Source organism: Mojavia sp. (genome assembly GCF_059505145.1).
The window spans coordinates 40,059-61,231 of sequence record NZ_JCACKA010000135.1 but is presented as its reverse complement, the minus strand read 5'-3'; the positions used below and the strand labels follow the sequence as shown (position 1 = coordinate 61,231).

The window sequence follows — 21,173 nt, the reverse complement described above, 5'->3', positions numbered from 1 at the left end:
GTTTTAATGGAAAATGAGGAGTTAGTCATTAGCTGCTAATTCCTATTTTATTTTTAATGTATCTATTACTAATTACTTCTAATAATGAAAATTTTAGTTGCTAGCCATACTTATATTGTAGACCTAAACTGTGAAAAGCTACGCGCTTTATCTCAACTAGAACCAGGAATTGAAGTGACGGTTGTTGTTCCCAAACGCTGGAAACCTGGTGGCGTGCAAAATAAAGTTATTGAAACTGAATACTGCGATGAGGGAGCATTTAGAATAGTTCCAATTTATAATTTTAGCCAAAATCATCAAGGGCTTTTAACTTTTGGTAGCGATTTAATATCTTTATTGCAACAGTTTCGCCCAGAAATTATCCAGGTGGAGCAAGGTTCTAGAGCGCTGGCTTATACTCAGATGATTTTTTTAAATCAACTATTGAGATTAAAGGCAAAAAATATATTTTTTACTTGGTGGAATTTACCATACGAGCTAAAATTCCCAGTTGCTTTATTAGAAAAATATAACCTAAAGCATAGCCACGGTATTATTTGCGGCAATCAGGATGGAGCAGAAATATTACAACAACGAGGATATCGAGGCCCTATTAAGGTAATGCCACAATTGGGTGTGGATGAACGCCTATTTGCTCCTCAACCTCAACCTGAATTAGCTACTCAACTAGGAATTAAACCAAGCGATTTTGTAGTGGGATTTGTCGGTAGATTTGTCCAAGAGAAGGGGTTACTAACACTTTTACAGGCATTAGTAGCTTTGCAAGATAAACCTTGGAAATTACTACTGCTTGGGCGTGGCCCTTTGCATGAAGAACTAATTAAAATTGTAGCGCAAAACAATATTAAACAACGAGTAATAATTATTGAAAGTGTACCTCATGATGTAGTTCCTAAATATATAAATTTAATGAGTACTTTAGTACTGCCATCAGAAACAACTTATAATTTTAAAACTTTGACTGCCGTTGGTTGGAAGGAGCAATTTGGGCACGTATTAATTGAGGCAATGGCTTGTAAAGTGCCAGTGATTGGTTCTAACTCTGGTGAAATTCCTTATGTAATTGGCGATGCTGGTTTAGTATTTCCTGAAGGTGATGTTAAAGCTCTTGCTAATTGCTTAACTCAACTAATAGAAAAACCAGATTTTGCAAATAATATTGGTGAAAGTGGTTATCAAAAAGCGCTGAATGAATATACAAATAAAGCATTAGCTCAACAACAATTAGAGTTTTACCAAAAAGTTGTTAGTAATCAGTAATTAAAATTTAATCATCAATAAAAATAACATATACTGACAACTAAAAAATATGCGAATTTTGCACATAGTTCCTTCAATTTCTTTAATTTATGGCGGCCCCAGTCAAATGGTATTAGGACTAGCTCCCGCTTTAGCAAAAGAGGGAGTAGAAGTTACTGTTATCACAACCGATAGTAATGGCGATACTGGACAAAAATCCTTGGATGTGCCGTTAAATGAACCAGTGAAACAAGATGGTTATGAAATAATTTATTTCCGTTGCGCTCCATTTCGCCGTTACAAGTTTTCGCTGGAGTTAATCCAGTGGCTAAAACGTCACGCTTGTGAGTTTGATCTAGCCCATATTCATGCTTTATTCTCTCCTGTAAGTAGTGCCGCTGCAATTGTGTGTCGTCAGCAAAAGCTACCTTATATTTTGCGTCCTTTGGGAACTCTCGATCCAGCTGATTTATGCAAGAAAAAGCAATTGAAACAGCTTTATGTTGCAATGCTGGAACGGCGAAATTTAGCAGGTGCGGCGGCGATTCATTTTACCAGTGTTCAAGAGGCAAAAATATCAAACCGTTTTGGTGTAGCTACGCAGGATTTGGTGATTCCTTTGGGTGTGATTCCCCAACAATCTTCTGTTACAGAAACAAGAAGTATGTTACAAAGCCAGCGGGGAATTTCAAGCGATGTGCCTATAGTATTATTTATGTCGCGGATTGACCCAAAAAAAGGGTTGAATTTGTTGATTCCAGCATTAGAAAAGTTGTTATTGATGGGTTGTAATTTTCACTTTGTGTTGGCTGGGACAAATCCCCAAGATCCAGATTATGAACAAAAAATTACATTCCAGATCCAAAATTCACCATTGCGATCGCACACTACAATTACAGGCTTTGTTACAGGTGAATTAAAAACTAGTTTATTACAAGCTGCTGATTTATTTGTCTTGCCTTCCTACTATGAAAATTTTGGTATTGCTGTAGCTGAGGCAATGGTAGCAGGAACACCTGTGGTGATTTCTGACCAGGTGCATATTTGTCATCAGGTGAGTGAAAGCCAGTCGGGGTGGGTAGGCGCAACAGATGTGCAAGCACTAGTAAATTTATTGCAAGAAGCTTTACAAAATCCCCAAGAACGCCAGCGACGGGGATTAAATGCCCAAAAATACGCATTGCAACATTACAGCTGGAATGCGATCGCTCGTCAAACTATCTCTGCATACAAGCAAATCTTAACTGTAATTGAGTAATTAATTTAGCTACTTTAGGAGAAATTACATAGTTTAAAATTTTATGACAAGCCGCTTAATCCGATAGGCGAACCGGAGCTTTATGTCATGATTGGTAGTAAGATACATAATGCTTTTCTAACTACAGGGAATCCCTCATGACTCTCCGTCTTGGTGATACAGTACCCAACTTTACGCAAGCCTCAACACACGGCGACATAAATTTTTACGAATGGGCAGGTGACAGCTGGGTAGTGCTGTTTTCACACCCTGCCGATTTTACACCTGTTTGCACCACTGAATTAGGCGCAGTTGCCAAGCTCAAACCAGAATTTGACAAGCGCAATGTCAAAGCGATCGCCCTCAGCGTTGATGATGTAGAATCCCATAAAGGATGGGTGGGCGATATCGAAGAAACACAAAGTACTACTCTCAACTACCCAATTTTGGCAGATGCAGATCGTAAAGTCTCTGACCTTTATGATATGATCCACCCCAACGCCAACGCAGCGGTAACAGTGCGATCGGTTTTCGTTATCGACCCCAATAAGAAACTCCGCCTCTCTTTCACCTACCCCCCTAGCACCGGACGCAACTTTGATGAACTGTTGCGGGTAATTGATTCTCTGCAACTGACTGATAACTACAGCGTGGCTACACCAGCTGACTGGAAAGATGGGGATAAGGTTGTAATTGTCCCCTCACTCAAAGATCCAGAAGTGCTGAAGGAGAAATTCCCCAAAGGTTACGAGGAAGTAAAACCCTACTTGCGGTTAACTCCTCAACCCAACAAGTAAGTTTGATTAAAATATTTTATACATTAGACGCAAAGGCGCAAAGTTATATCTTCGCGTCTTTTTTTTCTTAGCGTCAGAATAAAAGTAAAAGTCAATCTGGTAGGATTATGCTTTCATCCCCTTTGGTGTTGCAACTTCCGCCATCAATGCAAATGACAGACGAACAATTCTTTGAGTTCTGTCAGGTTAATCGTGATTTATAAATTTGTACCTCACTGAGCTGTAAAACGCTATATATAAACCTATCCAGCATTCAAGAATTGAATTTATCTGTCAAAATCTTATAAGCTTCATTTACCAACCGCATTTTATCTTGAGCTTGTTTTTGTAATTGCGGCTGATTAACAAATAAATCTGGATGCCATTTTTTTACCAAATTTCGATAAGCCTGTTTTATCTCAGCAAATGACACATTTGGTTGCAATCCTAAAAAGCTATAAGCGCGAGCAATCTTGTCTTTTTCTGCTTGGCTTTTGGGTTGGTGAGGTGGTTTGTTGTTTTGGTTTGTAGTATTTTTACTAGCTTGAGAACCAGGAGAACGCATTTCTGTTTTCATCCGCGCTATTTCTTCATCAAGTTCCCAATTACGAAATTTTGCCTCCAACTCTTCTGGGCTGGGAGTAGAGGAAGCTTTGGGAGGTGGTGGTGGAGATGTGTTGACACGGTGAGTGGAAGAAGTTTGGGAACTGGTAGAAGTGCGATATGTCGATGAGCCTGAAACATTCACCTTCTCTTCTACTTTTGAATAACTTTTTTGTTCTTTGTTTCCTGGCGGGGAATATTCTGTATATTTTGGTGTTTCTTGATAAGGTTGATAATTTGAAGATATCTTTGCTTTTTCTAATTCTTGCAGCAATTGGTTAAAACTACTTTGTAATTGCTGTAAAGATTCCCGTTTTTGAGCAATTTCGATTGGCTCTTTACTGACTTCAAAACGGATTATTCTTTTTGATTTTTGCTCATATTCAGCTAGAATTGATAATCCTTGACTGCTCAAGCGAGAAAAATAATCTTCAGTTGCGGCTATACAAATTTTAGCAACTTGTTGATCATAAGATTCGTTCGCTGATTTTTCTTCTGAATTTTGAATATTTTTGTTCAATAAATAAGAAATACTACCAACAACAGCTGCTCCGACAGGGCCACCCAATAACCAACCAATACCACCACCAACTGCTACTGCACTAGTTTCACTCAAATCATTGCTATTGCTTGGCTTGGGAGGTAGCGTTATTTGTGGTTCGCTAGGCCAGGGAATTATTAAATCTTCAGGTAGTTCTTCTCGAAAAAACTCGTATGCTTGATAAAGCCATTTCATCACGGCTAGATGTAACTCTATGAAGTCTTTTTTTAAAGTATCTGTTTGCCAAGATTTAAAATTATTTTCTGCGAGTGCTACTGTGGCATCAGTTTGATATTTTTTAAGTAGTTTAGATAAATCTAGCCAATTGCGTAAATCTGCAACACTATTAGTAAAGCCTTGTTGAATTAAGTTGACAGCTTTTTGTTTGATTTCAATTTTGGCGTTGTGTTTCTGATCAAAAGAATTAATTTCGTTAGCGAGAGGGTCAATTTTAGCTTTTAATGATAATTGAATTTGAGAGGCGATCGCCTGCACTCTAGGCAACCTTACACTCCCACGATTTTGTTGTAAAATACCCACAATATTTTGCAAAGCTGCTTCAAAAGCAGCTAAACCGCTACTAGTGGCTGTAGCCGTATCACCTTTGAGTCTTGCTCTTAACGCAGGTAAAGCATCAACGCGATACAAATTACTAAAACCCGGTGGTAATTCGGCGCGAAAACTTTCAGCAACAAACCGCAGCCGATTATGAACTTGCTGTTGTTCTTCTGATTCGAGTAAGTTAATAAAATTAGCAACAAGAATAACTGTTTTAATATCCCGATCTAATAGCCAATCTCGCAAGTTTTCTCGCTCACCCAAAGTCATTAACTTGCGTGAATCTAGCAATTGCACTACTAAATCTGCACTTAAAAGGCGATCGCGTACTAAACTATCTTGTTCTTCTCTATCATTTGTACCTGGTAAATCCAAAAATTCTACACCCGTGTCTAAAAAAGGATGTGGACAAAAAACTTCTACAGATGCTACATCTTTCCGCATCTGCCTGTTACCATCAAGAATGGCAAATTGTTGTAAAATTTCTGTGCCACTGTGATAAATTTCTGTACCATCTACCAACATGATGCGAGTTCGTATATCAGTACCATACTTGACAGTAATCGCAGCACCTGTAGTCGGAATCAAATCAATAGGTAAAGTACGATTTCCCAGTATGGCATTCAGCAACGTAGACTTGCCATGATTAAAAGGCCCAAATACTGCAATCTGAAAGTTGGGATTAGCTAAATACTTAAAGATAGTAGTGATATCTTGATGCAGTTGTGATTTGCTGTCTAAATTTAATAATGTAGATGCAGATTTAAGTGCATCTGCTAATTCTCTGTAACTCTCATTTACTTGCTGCATATTTACTTATTATCGTGGCTGTGCTTTGTTTTTTGAATAGCTTTTTAATATTTATAATTCTCTACAACCTTTAAAATAATAGTAATAATCGTCATTATCCAAATCTTCTAAATAGCCATAATCTAAGTCTCTATCATAGTATTCTGTATAACTATTTGTATTAATTGATAAATTATCATAGTCATCTTCATCTTCTTCATCGGAATGATTAATCATCGATTCTAATTGATGATTATTGATCTTCTCTAAATTATTCGATGAATATAACAATTTTTTCAATTTCCTAGCTTGTTTAGATGCAGCGAGCTTTGGATTAAGTTTTAATGCTTGATTATAATCATTAACCGCTCTTTGCATATCACCTATTTTATAATATGCAAAACTTCGATTAAAATATGTTATGCTGTCTTTATAATCAATGTTTATTGCTGAAGTATAATCTTTAATTGCACCCTTGATGTCTCTAAGTTTGTAACGGGCTGTACCACGCTTTGCAAAAGCTACTGCTAGATGAGGATTTAGGCTAATAGCATCTGTATAATCTGCAATGGAACCCTCTTTATCTCCTATAGCATAACGAGCATAAGCACGGTTAAGGTAATATTCATAATTCTTGTTATTTATATTAATAGCTTGAGTGTAGTCGTAAATTGCTTTATTTTTATCTCCAATTTTAAAATGTTTTATACCACGTAAATAATAAGCATTATCACAGTTTGGATGAATTCTAATCGCTTCACTGTAGTCATCAATTCCTCCTTGTGTATCTCCAAGATTAGAACGAGAAGTACCTCGCTCCAAGTAAAATATATAAAAATGAGGATTTAATTTTATAGACTCAGTATAATCTTTAATTGCTTCTTGAATTTCTCCAAGGGCATCACGAGTAATACCACTATAATAATAAGTTAAAGCAGAACTTTTTTTAAGAATGCTTATAGAATATTTGAAATCTTCAATGGCTTTCTGTTTGTCATTTAGTGCATAAAGAGTAAGACCTCTATTGTTATATGCTTTATATTCATCTGGTTTCATCAAAATAACAGTATCAAAATCCTGAATTGCCAATTGATAATCTTGATTTTCATAAAATGAAAGCCCTCTCCAAAAATAACCATCTACAAAATATGGATTCAATTCCAATGCTTGATTATAGTAAGTAGTAGCAGTTTGGTATTGCTTTTGTTTGTGATAAGAATTAGCAAGATTGAAATATTCAATAGCTAATTTAGCAAATTGATTGTTTGTATAATTATTTACAAAGCTGTTAGCATCCTGGGTTGCTACTTCTTTGTTAGGATGACATTCAACTCCTTGTTCTAATTTTGAATTTTTTTTACATGAGATTAAATTTTCTAAATAGCTATATAATCCACCAGCATATAACAAGTTTTCTATATTTAGACTAGCTTTAGCATCCGTTAATACAATCATATTAGTCGGAATAAAACCAGCTAATATCAGATTATATATAGGTTGTGCTTCACTAATCTCTTCTTGTATCAAAATACAGACTAAAATAGCATTTTTACTAATTTCTTCTTGAGTAATTGACCATTTTACAGTATCAAATCTACCATATCTTGCTTTAACTTGGATACCGATAGATGAATCAGATGTTAGTGTAAAATCTACTTTGCCGTCACCATTTACTTTTGTTTCATAGTCAACTTCAGTAACAAATTCAGCTAAACGAGTTTTTATAACTTCCTCTCCTAACTTTCCTTTCATATTGTTAATGAAGTAATTTTTAGGGTCGTTTGGTCTATATTTTTTAACCATTTCCCAGCAGAAGTCTCGTAAATGGCTTAAACTGTCACCACCAATAACTGTCAATTCGCTATGTTGACCTTTTATCTCACAATTAAGTAAGTATTTAGATTGCAACCTTTGAATAAAATCAAATTGCTGTGCTTTGAGTAAGTTTGTCCATTCCATTTGATAAATTCGTCGTTATTTATAAAAACCTATAATTATTGTTCCCAATTAAATATTAAAAGTTACAGAATAAGAAAATTTATAAATTACTAAATTTCACTCATAATTAACAAAGGAATCCATAAATAATTAGTAATTACGCATCACAAAAAGCGTAGACGCGTAACGGAAAACCACTGGTTACCACAAGAAGTATAAATAATTAAGGCTTTAAAGCGGTGATTGTGTGATTTATAAATACTAAGGTAGTATAAATAAATTATAAATACATTAGTATTCATTTCAAAAATTGTGGGTAATTTCTAGATTAATTTAACAAGATTGTATGGATATAGATTAGCTGTAGTAAGCTAACAAATTAGTATATGCAGCCTCAATTTTTTGCATCTGCGTTATAACATCCTCCTGTAAATTTTTTAGCCGCTTTAACTCACTCTCACGATTTATCTCGCGTGTTTCTTTCTGCTTCAGCAGATTATCTAATTCAGATTTGCGAGATGCAATATCGTCGTTAATCCGCTTACTTACTTCTCTTTCGTAAGAGTCGAAACATTCTTTCACTGCATCATATACAGTTTGAGATTGCTCATGCGCTACTTGTGGCAAGTATTTTACTAGCTCTTTCTTAGCCGTTTTTACCAACTCTTTGCGTGCTTGATCGGCTTGTAAAAAGCCTACTCCTAAACCAAGTAGTGCAAATCCAATTGGCCCTAGAAAAATACCTGTTACTGCTGTAATTATGCCGCCAATACCAATTACAGTAAAGTAGTTTAATAAAATATTTTTCCAATCAAATCCTGCACTAGCTAATGCTACACCAGCTAAGTTTCCTCTAGACAGAGATAACAATCCCATTGCCCATTTTGCCCAACCAGGAGAGTTATCATCTTCTGTGGTAGTTGTGGGATTGACTTTAACTTGCTGTCCAGTTAAGTTTTCGGTAATTTGGTCTGTTACTTGGCTATAAGATGCCCCATACTGTGCAGCACTACGTGAAAGTTCTCTGAAAGCTGCATTAATATCTTTTTCAGCATTTAAAGTCCAAGCAGAGAATTTATCTGTGATATATTGCTCAAAGGCTTTTTGCAGTGCGGCATTAAATGCATCTCTTTTTCCACTACTGAGAAAATCAAATAAATTTAGCTCTGGCTGATAGCGTAAGAAATCGTTTTCAAAGGCATTGTCTAAGTTTAAAACGTAGCTGCGGAAGGATTCAGAAATTGTTCTTGCTTGAGTATCTCTAGTGCTAATAATTTCTTTTTGAAACTGATTGCGGATACTCGTAAGTTTGTTAAACTCCGGTTCCACAGAATCAATGCGGTTTTTCAACTCATTTACATCTTGGTCAAGTAATGGTAGGCGTCTTTCAATTGCTTCGCGGGTGTGATTGCAGGCTTGTCTGGCCAATGTTCTAACTTGCCGAAGTTCTGCGATCGCACGTTCTCTAGTCAGAAAAGTATTTAACGCTTCCATAAACTTTGGAAAGCCAGTTCCCTCTAAATCAGCTTGAGGATTTTTTAACCTTTTTCTAAGTGCTTGAATTGATGAAAGCTCAAACACGCGCTCATCATAAACATTCTGACCATCTACATAACAATACTCTGCTAAATTAGCTTTAAATACTTGCCGCAATCTGTCTTCAGCTGCATTTAATTCTTCTGTATCATCAGGATCAATCAATGATTCCCGCACCTGATCCCAAGCATTAATTAAGAAGAAAACTGCCAAACCACGACCTTTAATGTAATTTTCTAAATAGCGACGTTCACCCAGGGTGCAAGGTTGTGAGGCTCTCATCACAAATAAAATTGCATGACAATTGTTAACATAGCCTAAAGATAATTCGTTCCGTGCCTCCGTGTCATTTAATCCTGGACTATCAACTATTTCAATACCTTTCTCTAATAGCGTTAATGGATACTCAACTACTGCATAGTCAACATCAGGAAATGCTTGCTTTTTTACTTGCTCTAGTTTTTTAGCTTCAGCAGGGTCAATGGTATATTTATATTTAAAAGATTGAAAATCTAACTGTTGTGGATTTTTACCATCATTAAAATGAATTGTGACTTTCTTGTCGACGCCATAGCGTAAAACTGTTAATAGTGCGGTACATGGATTAACGTCGCTTGGCAGTAAATTTTCTCCAATTAAAGCATTTAAAAACGTGCTTTTTCCCCGTTTCATATCGCCCAAAACTAACAGGCGGAACACACCTTGCTTGAGATTTTTACTAGCTACTGTAATATCTTCAATATCTCGTTCTAGGCTGAGTTTTCCTGATGAAGATTCTCCAGCTAATTCCGCTTGATTTATAGTTTCAGCGATTTTGCTCAAACAATCAGAAATTTTTGACCGCACTTGAGCAACACGCTCTAAATCATTGATAAATCTGTCAGATGCAACTTGATTACTCATAAAATTTATACCCTAATTAAGGATTATTTTTTGCAGATTCAAAGAAAAGTTTGTCAGTACCAAAATATTTAATGTATTATATTTTACTAGTATTATAAATGCCTCAGTAAAATCGCTACTTTACTGGGTATTATCTATTCACCTTAACTAGGAAACCGTAATTTTGCGTCAAAATGACTCTTAGCTGATGATCCTCGCTATTTATCTGCACGAAATTAACAGGTTGCGTGAGAATAAAAGTAAGAGTCAGTCAGGTAGGTATTATGTTTTCATCACCTATTGTGTTGCAGGAAAAAATGGCAGAATACATGAGGGAGCCTGGAGTAAAGCTAGGCTGGTTAATTGACCGCAAACAGTGCAAAGTCTATATTTATCGTCCTGGTTTACCAGTGGAATATCTAGAAAATCCCGCTACTATAAGGGTGACCTAGTTATGTCTGGTTTCGTGCTGAATATGAGCAAAGTTTGGTAATAGATGCGTGATTGAGGCCATAGGAGTCATCATTATTTAATGCGATCGCGGTTACAAAATACAGTAATACTGCCACCGTTATAAGCCAAAATTTTTATAGAGAAGAACTTAGGTACAGAAAAGAAATGGATATTAAAAATGGCTTTGTAGGGTCTGTTGGTAACACACCTCTGATTCGCTTAAACAGCTTTAGTGAAGAAACGGGGTGCGAAATCCTTGGTAAAGCAGAATTTCTCAATCCTGGTGGTTCCGTCAAAGACCGCGCCGCACTTTACATTATTGAAGATGCGGAAAAAAAAGGTTTACTTAAGCCTGGTGGTACAGTAGTTGAAGGCACAGCTGGTAATACTGGCATTGGATTGGCGCATATTTGCAATGCCAAAGGCTACAAATGCCTGATTATTATTCCTGATACCCAGTCCCAAGAAAAAATAGACGCACTGACAACACTAGGTGCAGAAGTTCGTCCTGTTCCCGCCGTACCTTACAAAGACCCCAACAACTACGTTAGGCTTTCTGGCAGAATAGCTGCTGAGTTGGATAACGCTATTTGGGCGAATCAGTTTGATAATTTAGCCAACCGCCACGCCCATTACGAAACCACAGGCCCAGAAATTTGGACACAAACAGATGGTAAAATTGATGGCTGGGTAACTGCGACTGGTACTGGTGGTACATTTGCTGGTGTAGCGCTGTATCTGAAAGAAAAGAATCCAGCAATTAAATGTGTTGTTGCTGACCCTCTAGGTAGTGGACTTTACAGCTACATCAAAACAGGTGAAATCACGACAGAAGGCAATTCGATCACCGAAGGTATTGGTAACAGTCGCATTACAGCCAATATGGAAGGCGCACCTGCTGATGATGCTATCCAAATAGATGACAAGGAAGCTTTGCGAGTAGTTTATCAACTGCTAAGGAAAGACGGATTGTTAATGGGTGGTTCGACAGGTATTAATGTTGGTGCAGCTGTTGCTCTAGCCAAGCAGTTGGGCCCAGGACATACTATTGTTACCATCTTGTGCGATAGCGGTTCCCGGTATCAATCGCGGATATTCAACCGTGAATGGCTAGCCTCAAAAGGACTTTCAGTAGACTAGTTATTAGTTCCTTATATCTTTTCTTCTTCTGTGCGTTCTCAGCACCTCTGCGGTTTGTAAAAAATGTCAAATACAGCTCAACCATCACAATCTCCAACAACAGACCCACCTGCTTCTTTGAGATGCGTGCGAGTTTGCCAAAATCGCACTTGTAAAAAACAGGGTGCAGCAAATGTCCTAGCAGCTTTTGCCGCTTTGCCAGTTCCTGGTGTGATGGTAACGGCTAGCGGCTGTTTAGGACAATGTGGTAACGGGCCGATGGTGCTGGTATTGCCAGAGACAGTCTGGTATAGCCGCGTTCACCCTAGCGAAGTACCTCTATTGGTAGAACAGCACTTATTAGGTGATCAAAGAGTCAGGCAGATGCTTTATTATCGGTTTCATCCCCAGGGATAAAGCTGTTTAAAAATATATAAGTCTGCACTCTTTGTTGACTGAAGCGAGGCATCCGATGAACATTCAGCAGCTACGTCAATCATTGAAAATGAAGTGGCTGAGTTACTACGAGCAAAATCGCCCCTGGTTGGTGAAAATGCGAATTTGGGGTACTTATGAAGGGCTACGTCGTCCTTCATCTGGTTTTATTTTGGCTACTTTGTCTGTTTTAGAGCCAGAATTTGATCAGATACTAACTTTTATTCTCGATTTGAATAATAATCCGGATAAGATAGTTGCCGCTTTGGGTCTTAACTTTAATCCTGATAAAGAGTTAGATTTAATAACCGCAGAGGATTTGATAGCTGTAAACCATTTTTCTAATGAGTCTCTAGAAGAAACTGATTATAGAGATCAGCCTGCGCCATTGGTTGCTGCTCATACGGAGATGACTTCCGATGCTTCTATTAACAGGTCAAGTTCTAAACAGCCACCAACTGCTCTGACATACACAGTAAAACCTGTGACATCGCTGACTGTAACTAACGGGGTAAATCGCGATCGCCAGCCCGTGTCATCAGTGGCAATAGCTACCCAAGTTAAGCATGAATCCTCAGAGAAAATACTAATCGCAAAGAAATTGTCCTCTGGGCTTCTACGTCTACACCAGCCTGAGCGATCGCTAACAAAGGCTACCGAAGTTTCAAGTATGGGCAAAACTCTACCATCCCTAGCAATAACTAATAAAGTTCCTGCAAATGGCACAAATTTGCAATCACTTGCTGTGGCTATTAAGGTTCCCAACAACGCTAAAACAGCCAAGATACAATTGCAAGATATGAGTTATCAAGTTAAGCTATCACCCAGCACTAATGCTCGTAGTTTAGCTTCTTGGGTAGATGAGTTTTGTCAAGGTGCTGATTACGACCCCAAAGAAGCTATATTTACACCCTTTTGAAGCAATTCACTTTATTCACTGACGCTCGATAGTAAAAGCACTCCCTATGAACTTTGTACATCACTAATGCATGAAGAAGGGACTAGGGTAGATGGGGAGTAGGGGAAACAAGGGGATAAATCGTTACTTGTAACTCAGCACTCAGCACTCAGCACTTTCAAGCTAACCCCCTGTACAGCAGAGCAATCCTGATTGTAGGGCTGCTCAAGCTGTCTGAAGCCCAATATCAATCGTTGCTGCGTAACCAAAGCTAGTTTTGGTAAGTGTGAGCAACAATTGGTCTCCACCGTCTTGAAAGATTCTATCTTGTGCGTTCTTTAGGGCCTGCTGTCCCTTGCTGGCGTATGGTGTCTGTGCGTGTACCTGATCGGTAATTGCATCATCAAAGTACAGCTGTGATGTAAACTCATAACTCTGCTTTGATGTGGTATCTGCGCGTAGTTTAAAGTGGATATGGACTGTTCTACCTCGATACCAACCGGGATAAATGGTTGTGAACTGGACAGTTCCATTCGCGTCCGTCACTTGATATCCACGTAAGAACTTTTTCCCCACGGTACTGAAACTTGGGTCGTTTACGCCCGAATAGACACCAAGTGCGTCACAATGCCAAATATCCGCGATCGCACCTGCAATTGGTGTGCAGCTAGTACCACTGACCCTAGAAACACGCAGCGTCAGTTGCAGTGGTACACCTTCTTTCACCGAACCATCCGAGGGATCAAAACGGATATCTGAACGGTTGAGTTTCTCGTCTACAAAATACGGCCCTTCGGTCTGCTGCGGTCTCACGACACACCCAGGCAACGATGATCCTGGGACGGTTGCACTCGATTGTGCCTGTGTGGAACTGGACTTTCTAGGTATACATCCAACAACAATTGCAGCTCCGGCTGCTCTAAATAGAGCAAGTGCCTGTCTTCGGCTCAGAATCCGGCTGAGTTGGCGATTATCTTTTTCCATAGTGTCTTTACAATGCTACTGGGAACTGATACCAATTCAAAATTTGTTCATTAAAAAAGCTAGACATAACAAGGGTTTGGGAGTGTGTATCTGTCGCATTCTTTTTTCAAATTGGTATTAAGCTCATCTCCTGGCTGAAGCACTCTTGATTTCGTGGGCATTGGGAAGAGCAATTTTCTCTATGCGCCATGCCCTATGCCCCAAGGATTTAACTATTTTGCCGTATTAGGGCGATCGCGATCTCCTCATTCAAGTTCTGCAAAATCTGTTGAGTAATGCCATCAAATACAATCTCGCCAATGGCTGGATAAGAATTCACGCTCATCAAACCCAAACAAAGCTCAACGTCACGATCGCCAACTCATCAAAAAATATTCCAGCAAGCGATCGCATTTTTGACCGCTTTTATCGCAGCGATCCTGCCCGCACCCGTAAGGTAGAAGGCATCGGACTAGGACTCAGCCTCGCTCGTGAAATTGCTAGGGCACATCGTGGCGACCTTACCCTAGATTCAACTTCTTCCGGTCAAACAGCATTCACCCTGACTTTACCGATTACATTACATACTTGAGCGATCGCTGTTTATCTAGCTTGTTATAAACCACCTGATAACTTTTCAAACATTCTTTTATATCATTAAACTTGTAGTGGCCCGAATCTGCTCTTAAGCATTAATTTGGTGAATGAACATAAATACAGTCAACAAATTTTGGCGAAGAGTCCAACGCAAAGCCGGGCACTTGCAGAGGATTCTACAATATCGCATCAGATCAATCATACTTGTGGCGTTATTTTTAGTGACGGCTATTTTGCCCAGTACCGCCCAGATTGTTACAGTCAACTCAAACACTAAAGTTTCAGAAAATCTCGAAAATTTGGTAACACAAGGCAGAACCTTGTACGAAGCTGAACAGTTTTATGATGCAGTCAAGTTATTGCAACAAGCTGTCACAACCTACAATGCCAGTGGAGATAGACTAAGGCAAGCAATGACCTTAAGTAATCTGTCTTTAGCCTATCAACAGCTAGGTTTGTGGGCAGAAGCACAAGAGGCGATCGCTCAAAGTTTAAATTTATTACAGAAGTTAGAGAATTCTCCAGAGCGTTCTCAAATCCTTGCTCAAACTCTAGATGTTCAAGGGCACTGGCAATTAGCACGAGGACAAGCGGAAGCAGCACTAACAACCTGGCAAAAAGCCGCTGATATTTATCACAAAATAGGCAATACCGCTACGTTAACTCGTAACCGCATTAATTCTGCACAAGCTTTGCAAGCTCTAGGGCTTTACCTTCAGGCTAACAAGATTTTAAACGAGGTGCAGCTAACCCTTACAAGCCTTCCAGACTCACCTCTTGTAGCGACAGGACTGCGTAGCCTTGGCAACGTCCGCCGAGTCGTTGGTGATTTAAGCGGATCGCGGCAGGTGTTGGAGAAAAGTCTAGCAGTGGCACAGCGAGTACAATCTTCTAGTGCGATCGCTGAAGCTCAACTGAGTCTAGGCAACACCGCCCGCGCTCAACAAGATATTAAAGCTGCTTCAGAGTACTACCAGCAGGCGGCGGCATCTGTTTTTGCCATAACACGCATCCAGGCTCACCTAAACCTACTCAGCATACTTTTGGAGAACTTGGAGAAAAATAAAGATAAAAATGGGTTGAAAGATGCATTGGCATTGTCGTCCCAAATTCAATCGGAAATTAGCAACTTGCCTCCCAGCCGAACCTCAGTATATGCTCGGATTAAATTTGCCCAAATTCTCACACAACTAAAAAATACCAGCACAGACACCCCTTCATGGCTGGATATTGCCCAACAGTTGTCCACCGCTATCAAACAGGCGCAGAGCTTGCAAGACCAGCGAGCAGAATCTTATGCTACAGGTACTCTCGGCGAGTTGTATGAAAAAACCGGGCAATTCTCTGAAGCTCAAGACCTTACCGAGAAATCTTTGTTTATAGCGCAAACTATTAATGCATCAGATATTGCTTATCAGTGGCAATGGCAGCTAGGACGCATACTTAAAAAGAAGGGAGATATTAAAAGCGCGATCGCATCCTATGATGTAGCGTTTAAGACGCTAAACTCGCTCCGCAGCGATTTGGTTGCGATTAATCCAGATGTTCAGTTTTCCTTCCGGGAAAATGTCGAACCAGTGTATCGAGAGTTCGTTGATTTGCTGTTGGGAACTGAAGAAAATCCCGCACTCAATAAAAACAATCTCAAGCAAGCTCGTTATGTAATTGAATCTCTGCAATTAGCAGAACTGGATAACTTCTTTCGGTCAGCCTGTTTAAGCCCAACGCAGGAACTTGACCCAGTGGTTGACAAAAAAGACCAACAAGCAGCAGTTATCTATCCGATTATTTTGCCAAACAGCCTAGATATTATCCTCAAATTGCCTAATCAAGAACAATTGCGCCACTACAGGGCTGTAATAGCCCAAGATCAAGTTGAAGGGATTGTAGCAGACCTGAGAAAAAATTTACTAGATGTCACTGGGATTGTTCGGGTTCAGCAGCAATCCCAACAGATATATGACTGGTTAATTCGACCTGCGGAAGCAGAGTTAGCCAAAAGTGGGATCAAAACCTTAGTGTTTGTTCTTGATGGTGAGTTGCGGAATATCCCGATGGGGGTTCTCTACGACAAACAGCAGCAGAAATATTTAGTAGAGAAATATGCGATCGCCTTGGCCCCAGGTTTACAACTCCTCGATCCCAAGCCTCTGCAAAAGGTACAGTTAAACGCTTTAACTGCTGGAGTCAGCGAAAAACGCCCAATCGAAGGCAGAGAATTTCCCCAGTTGGAAAATGTACCACGAGAATTAAAAGAAGTCCAGTCTGAGATACCTAAGAGTGAAGAACTGTTAAATCAAAAGTTTACCGAACCGAACCTGCAAAATCAGTTGCAGGCAACTCCCTTCTCGGTGGTTCACCTAGCAACGCACGGCGAATTCAGTTCCGATCCAGAAAACACTTTTATTCTCACCTGGAATAAATTAGTTAAGGCCAAGGATTTTGATAATTTACTGCGAGTTAACGATTCTAGTAGGTCTAGCAGTATTGAATTACTTGTCCTCAGCGCTTGTAAAACTGCTGAGGGAGACAAACGAGCAGCTTTGGGGCTGGCTGGGATAGCTGTGCGAGCGGGGGCACGCAGTACACTAGCAACATTGTGGTCAGTAGATGATCGCTTTACTGCCGATGTGATGAGTGAATTCTACCGACAGTTAAATACTGGAGTGAATAAAGCCGAAGCCCTCCAGCGTGCCCAACTAGCACTTTTTGCCCAAGAGAAAGCTCCATATTTCTGGGCACCCTATGTTTTAGTAGGGAATTGGCTGTAACGTATAGGAAAAACCCGATTTTTTAGGGGCAAGAAGCAGGAGTAAGCCAGGAAATATGGGGTGTGGCTGTAGGCACATTAGCTGTGAGTACTACCTCACCTTTAGCATTTTTTATCCACCGTTGTGCTTCTATAATGGGCGCTGGCGTGGGGTTAGTTGCTTGAGGAGAAACATTTGTAATAGCACGGTTCTCTCTCATTGGGTTGAGAGTTACCCAATCTACTTGAACTGCATCGCTGCTGAGGGGTTCGGTTTTGGGGTTACGGGGTAAACCACCGCGTCCGGTAATGGTAAAACTGCTTTGATTTTGACCAGGACGCACTTGACAAACTTGAGACACTTCGGTGTCAACTGGTATAGCTGGTAAGTTAATTAGTCCTCGATTTAGATCAACATCTAGCGTGTTAATTTCGACAGTGCCACTTAAATTAGGACTGATTCGGGAAATTGCCGTAATGTCATTTGTTGCAAGTTGACGTGGATCTAAATCTCTAAAACGCAACAACTTCTTAAGGTCTTCACGAGTTAATGGTGCAATTTCAAAAATCTCAGTAGCGTTGATTGTGACTGTTCCTCCTTGACCATTGTAGGCATTAGCGGTAATGTCGCTATTTTCATTTGGTTTGGCGACGATGAAGCCATTAGAAGCATTGATGGTAATATTGCCGCCGTTTCCACCCTGTTGATTAGTGCCTGCGGTAGCAGATATTTGGCTGTTGCCGCTTAGTAACAATAAATCTATGTCGTGGAGTGTAATATCACCACCATTACCGGATGCAGTTTCAGCAGTGATTGCTCCTTGATTGTCTAAGCGAATGAAACGAGATCCTACCTGAAGCTTGCCTGCACTCCCTGATCCTTGAGAGCGAACAAACAAGCCACTATTAGCCGACTCATCCTCAACCAAACCCTCAACACTTCGGACAAGCCGTTTGAAGTTAGCACTACCAGATATAGTCACCCTATCAGTAGCATTAACTGTGATATTACCTGCAAACCCACTGCTGTCTCTGAAAGCATTGGCAAGAATTTGTCCACCATTAACCGCTTCCAAAGTATTCACGTTGACCGTGATATTGCCAGCATTTCCCGATCCTAGAGTGCGGGCATCTACAACCCCATTATCTGCTACCCGCAAAGCATTCGTATTAATAATGATGTTTCCTCCCTGCCCCCCTTGAGTAGTGCGTGAAAATATTCCACTTGCTGTTCTATTAATGGCAACTCCAAAAACATTAACAGCATCAGAAGCATTAACTTCTATATTTCCACCTTTTCCTTGACCAAAAGAGGCAGTAGATATCTGTGCCCCATTTCCGACAATTAACTGCCTAGTAATAATCGTTAAGTCTCCGGCATTGCCAAAACTTTCTGTTTGAGTAGATAAAATGCTAGGGATTTGCTGCCCATTGGATGATATTCCTGTTCCCCTCAATTCCACCAAATCGCTAGCAGCCACAAACAAATTTCCCCCCTTTCCCTCACCAAGAGTACGACTTAATATTTGCGCTCCATCCTGGACACTCAAGCGTTTGGTATTAATTGTCAAGTTACCAGCAGCTTTAGCACCTAGAGTTTGAGTAGATAAGCCGCTACCAGTACCAATTAGTTCCACAGCATCGGTGGCAGTTACAGTCAAATCCCCCCCCTGTCCCTTGCCCAAAGTAGAAGCTGATACTCGCGCTCCATTTTGAGAACTTAACCGTCGAGTTGTAATTGTTAAGTTGCCAGCATCTCCAGCACCTGAAGTTTGAGTGAACAAGCCGCTATTTGTTGTTCCTGCTAGTTCTACAAACTCGGAGGCGCGAATAGTAAGGTCTCCGCCCCGTCCCTTGCCAAAGGTGCCAGCTCTAATCAATGAGCGGCCTTGGATACTCAACTGTCCAGTTTCAATCGTCACGTTTCCCCCGGTTCCAGTCGCTTCTGGTAAAACATCGGCTGTAATCCGTGACTCCTCAGTGAGAGTCACCGTCTTTGTTGTGCGGACAAGCACCTGTCCACCAGCCTCTATACCTTGTGTGTCGGCATAAATCCGTGAGCCTTGAATTAAAGCCAAATTATTGCTCTGGATTTGAACATCACCACCGCTGGCACCACTAACATCAACGTATGCTTTGTCTTGCAGCCGAATATCGCCAAAATTATTGACAGAACTGTACCCCAATACCCAATCGTTATCTTGCTGGTTCAAGCTCACTTCTCCAGCACCAGCCACACTACCTAGCTCAATACGTCCTCCTGGAACTGCCAAATTCGGTTGTTTTAAAGCTGCTCGCTCACCTCCCTGCAACGTCACATTACCACCCACCAGTGCTAAAGTTTTACCAGGTTGCACTTTTAGGGCAGATCCTTCTACACGAATATCTCCTGCTGTTCCCTCAAATTGCAAGCCAATGGGAACACTTATCGTTAGTAGAGGTGGGTTTTGGGGAGTTGTCGCGCTAAATAGAGCGCCATCTGCAAATTTGAGGCGGTTTGCTGTAGTTGCGATGAACGAACCCTTGATGTCCAATTGGGCATTAGGCCCAAAAATAATTCCTGATGGATTAATCACAAACAGGTTAGCTGTACCGTTGGCTTTGATTAATCCATTAATGTCAGAAACTGAGCCACCTGTTACCCGACTGATAATGTTTTGAATATCAAGAGCATTATTAAAGTTTGCCTCTGTGCCATTCGGCACAGAAAACTGTTGGAAGCTGTGGAACAAGTTACCGCCAGCTTGGGTTCCGCCAGTGATGTCAAAAGTGTTCCCCTGTTGAGTAACGACAGAATTATTCGGTAGAGTTCCATCAGGCGTAATTTGGGCAACAGCATAATTAAAAGAGAATGCATATGCACCATTAATAGCTAAAGAAATCATTAGCCTTAAAAGCCAGCACGAACCGCGTAAATTTTCAGTCATTTGATGAATTTCCTTTAACAACAGTAATGAGTGGGGCTTTTTGTGCTGCCAGTACAAAATGTAAATCTTTATGAACAAATTACATAATTGCTAGAAAAATTTATGCCGCAAAATGATTACTAAACAGAGGTGACTTTACACCTAAGGAAAAACAATCAATTGGGTATTGCTATGCATCATTCCTTTCAAATAAACATCTTAGATTTAGACCGGAATGAATCAATTTTTGAGCAGGACATCACAGATGTGGAAGCTGAAAAAATTGTAGGAGGAAATAAAATCTCACCAGTAGTGGGTATTATAAAGGCTAAAAAAAATGTAGAAATAGAAGAAGTCTCAAAAGTAGTGATTATTGAAAAGAATAAAAAAGGCACTGACTCATGTATACCTCCTATGGATGACCCTTATTGCCCTCCCATGTAAAAACTGCGGCTGAAGCTTTAAAAATAGCTGTTAATAGCTAAGGAAATCATTAACCTTAATAACCAGCACGAACCGCTTAAGTTTCCAGTCATTTGATGAATTTCCCTTAACAACAGAAATGATCAGGGCTATAAGTTATAAACTTTTGTGAATAAATCGCACACTTGGCAGAAAAATTGATGCGGCAAAATGATTACTAAACAGAGGTGGCTTTATACCTAAGGAAAAACAATCAATTGGGTGATTACAATGCATTATTCCTTTAAAATAAAAATCCTGGATTTAAACCATAATCAATCAATTTTTGAGCAGGACATTACAGATGTCGAGGCTGCAAAAATTGTAGGAGGAAAATCAAGTGGAAGTGTAATATCATCTCTCAGCGCCAGCCTTAATAAGTCCTTAAAACCACTTGGTATAAAAGACATCAATTGCTCAGATATAGAGCCTCTGCCTGACCCTCCTTGTCCTCCCTGTCATATTCAAAAAACACAAATCCTTTTGTAACGT

The 21,173-nt window shown here is 39.9% G+C and carries 14 protein-coding genes and 3 pseudogenes; 12 read left to right on the top strand and 5 right to left on the bottom strand.

Features of this window, described 5'->3' with window-relative positions:
- The first annotated feature begins 84 nt into the window (after positions 1–84).
- The 4 genes and pseudogenes from hpsO to AC5JL8_RS35815 all read left to right on the top strand — a co-directional run.
- Positions 85–1,260, top strand: a complete 1,176-nt coding sequence (gene hpsO / locus AC5JL8_RS35830) for a hormogonium polysaccharide biosynthesis glycosyltransferase HpsO (protein WP_495884446.1) — start codon at positions 85–87, stop codon at positions 1,258–1,260.
- Between the two features lie 49 nt (positions 1,261–1,309).
- A complete protein-coding gene (gene hpsP / locus AC5JL8_RS35825) occupies positions 1,310–2,497 on the top strand; it encodes a hormogonium polysaccharide biosynthesis glycosyltransferase HpsP (RefSeq protein WP_495884445.1) in 1,188 nt (395 codons plus the stop codon).
- 137 nt (positions 2,498–2,634) lie between these two features.
- Positions 2,635–3,273 (top strand): peroxiredoxin, encoded by a 639-nt coding sequence (locus AC5JL8_RS35820; protein WP_495884444.1) that lies wholly within the window; start codon positions 2,635–2,637, stop codon positions 3,271–3,273.
- A gap of 107 nt (positions 3,274–3,380) precedes the next feature.
- Positions 3,381–3,473 (top strand): annotated as a pseudogene (locus tag AC5JL8_RS35815) (Uma2 family endonuclease); the annotation flags it as partial.
- Between the two features lie 53 nt (positions 3,474–3,526).
- On the opposite strand, the gene AC5JL8_RS35810 reads toward AC5JL8_RS35815, so the two are convergent.
- The 3 genes from AC5JL8_RS35810 to AC5JL8_RS35800 form a co-directional block, all read right to left on the bottom strand.
- Complete coding sequence (locus AC5JL8_RS35810; protein ID WP_495884443.1) at positions 3,527–5,764, bottom strand: dynamin family protein; 2,238 nt, start codon at positions 5,762–5,764, stop codon at positions 3,527–3,529.
- A 51-nt stretch (positions 5,765–5,815) separates the two neighbouring features.
- Entirely contained in the window at positions 5,816–7,702 is a 1,887-nt protein-coding gene (locus AC5JL8_RS35805) for a tetratricopeptide repeat protein (protein ID WP_495884442.1), read from the bottom strand.
- A gap of 336 nt (positions 7,703–8,038) precedes the next feature.
- Positions 8,039–10,120, bottom strand: a complete 2,082-nt coding sequence (locus AC5JL8_RS35800; protein WP_495884441.1) for a dynamin family protein — start codon at positions 10,118–10,120, stop codon at positions 8,039–8,041.
- Positions 10,121–10,404: 284 nt separating this feature from the next.
- Between AC5JL8_RS35800 and AC5JL8_RS35795 the strand changes: the two are divergent.
- The 4 genes and pseudogenes from AC5JL8_RS35795 to AC5JL8_RS35780 form a co-directional block, all read left to right on the top strand.
- Positions 10,405–10,592 (top strand): annotated as a pseudogene (locus tag AC5JL8_RS35795) (Uma2 family endonuclease); the annotation flags it as partial.
- 125 nt (positions 10,593–10,717) lie between these two features.
- Positions 10,718–11,692, top strand: coding sequence for a cysteine synthase A (locus AC5JL8_RS35790; protein WP_495884440.1), 975 nt, complete (start codon positions 10,718–10,720; stop codon positions 11,690–11,692).
- Between the two features lie 63 nt (positions 11,693–11,755).
- Positions 11,756–12,088, top strand: coding sequence for a (2Fe-2S) ferredoxin domain-containing protein (locus tag AC5JL8_RS35785; protein WP_495884439.1), 333 nt, complete (start codon positions 11,756–11,758; stop codon positions 12,086–12,088).
- A gap of 55 nt (positions 12,089–12,143) precedes the next feature.
- Positions 12,144–13,025: a DUF5331 domain-containing protein gene (locus AC5JL8_RS35780; protein ID WP_495884438.1), complete on the top strand. Its 882-nt coding sequence runs from the start codon at positions 12,144–12,146 to the stop codon at positions 13,023–13,025.
- Positions 13,026–13,229: 204 nt separating this feature from the next.
- Here the strand turns inward: AC5JL8_RS35780 and AC5JL8_RS35775 are convergent, their stop codons facing one another.
- Positions 13,230–13,988, bottom strand: a complete 759-nt coding sequence (locus AC5JL8_RS35775; protein ID WP_495884437.1) for an intradiol ring-cleavage dioxygenase — start codon at positions 13,986–13,988, stop codon at positions 13,230–13,232.
- 241 nt (positions 13,989–14,229) lie between these two features.
- On the opposite strand from AC5JL8_RS35775, the pseudogene AC5JL8_RS35770 reads away from it, so the two are divergent.
- Both AC5JL8_RS35770 and AC5JL8_RS35765 read left to right on the top strand, forming a co-directional pair.
- Positions 14,230–14,559, top strand: a pseudogene (locus AC5JL8_RS35770) (sensor histidine kinase); the annotation flags it as partial.
- A gap of 112 nt (positions 14,560–14,671) precedes the next feature.
- Positions 14,672–17,335, top strand: coding sequence for a CHAT domain-containing protein (locus AC5JL8_RS35765; RefSeq protein WP_495884436.1), 2,664 nt, complete (start codon positions 14,672–14,674; stop codon positions 17,333–17,335).
- A 22-nt stretch (positions 17,336–17,357) separates the two neighbouring features.
- Here the strand turns inward: AC5JL8_RS35765 and AC5JL8_RS35760 are convergent, their stop codons facing one another.
- Entirely contained in the window at positions 17,358–20,240 is a 2,883-nt protein-coding gene (locus AC5JL8_RS35760) for a two-partner secretion domain-containing protein (RefSeq protein WP_495884435.1), read from the bottom strand.
- A 129-nt stretch (positions 20,241–20,369) separates the two neighbouring features.
- Between AC5JL8_RS35760 and AC5JL8_RS35755 the strand changes: the two genes are divergently transcribed.
- Positions 20,370–20,663 (top strand): hypothetical protein, encoded by a 294-nt coding sequence (locus AC5JL8_RS35755; RefSeq protein ID WP_495884434.1) that lies wholly within the window; start codon positions 20,370–20,372, stop codon positions 20,661–20,663.
- A gap of 249 nt (positions 20,664–20,912) precedes the next feature.
- Positions 20,913–21,170 (top strand): hypothetical protein, encoded by a 258-nt coding sequence (locus tag AC5JL8_RS35750; protein WP_495884433.1) that lies wholly within the window; start codon positions 20,913–20,915, stop codon positions 21,168–21,170.
- The last annotated feature ends 3 nt before the right edge of the window (positions 21,171–21,173 follow it).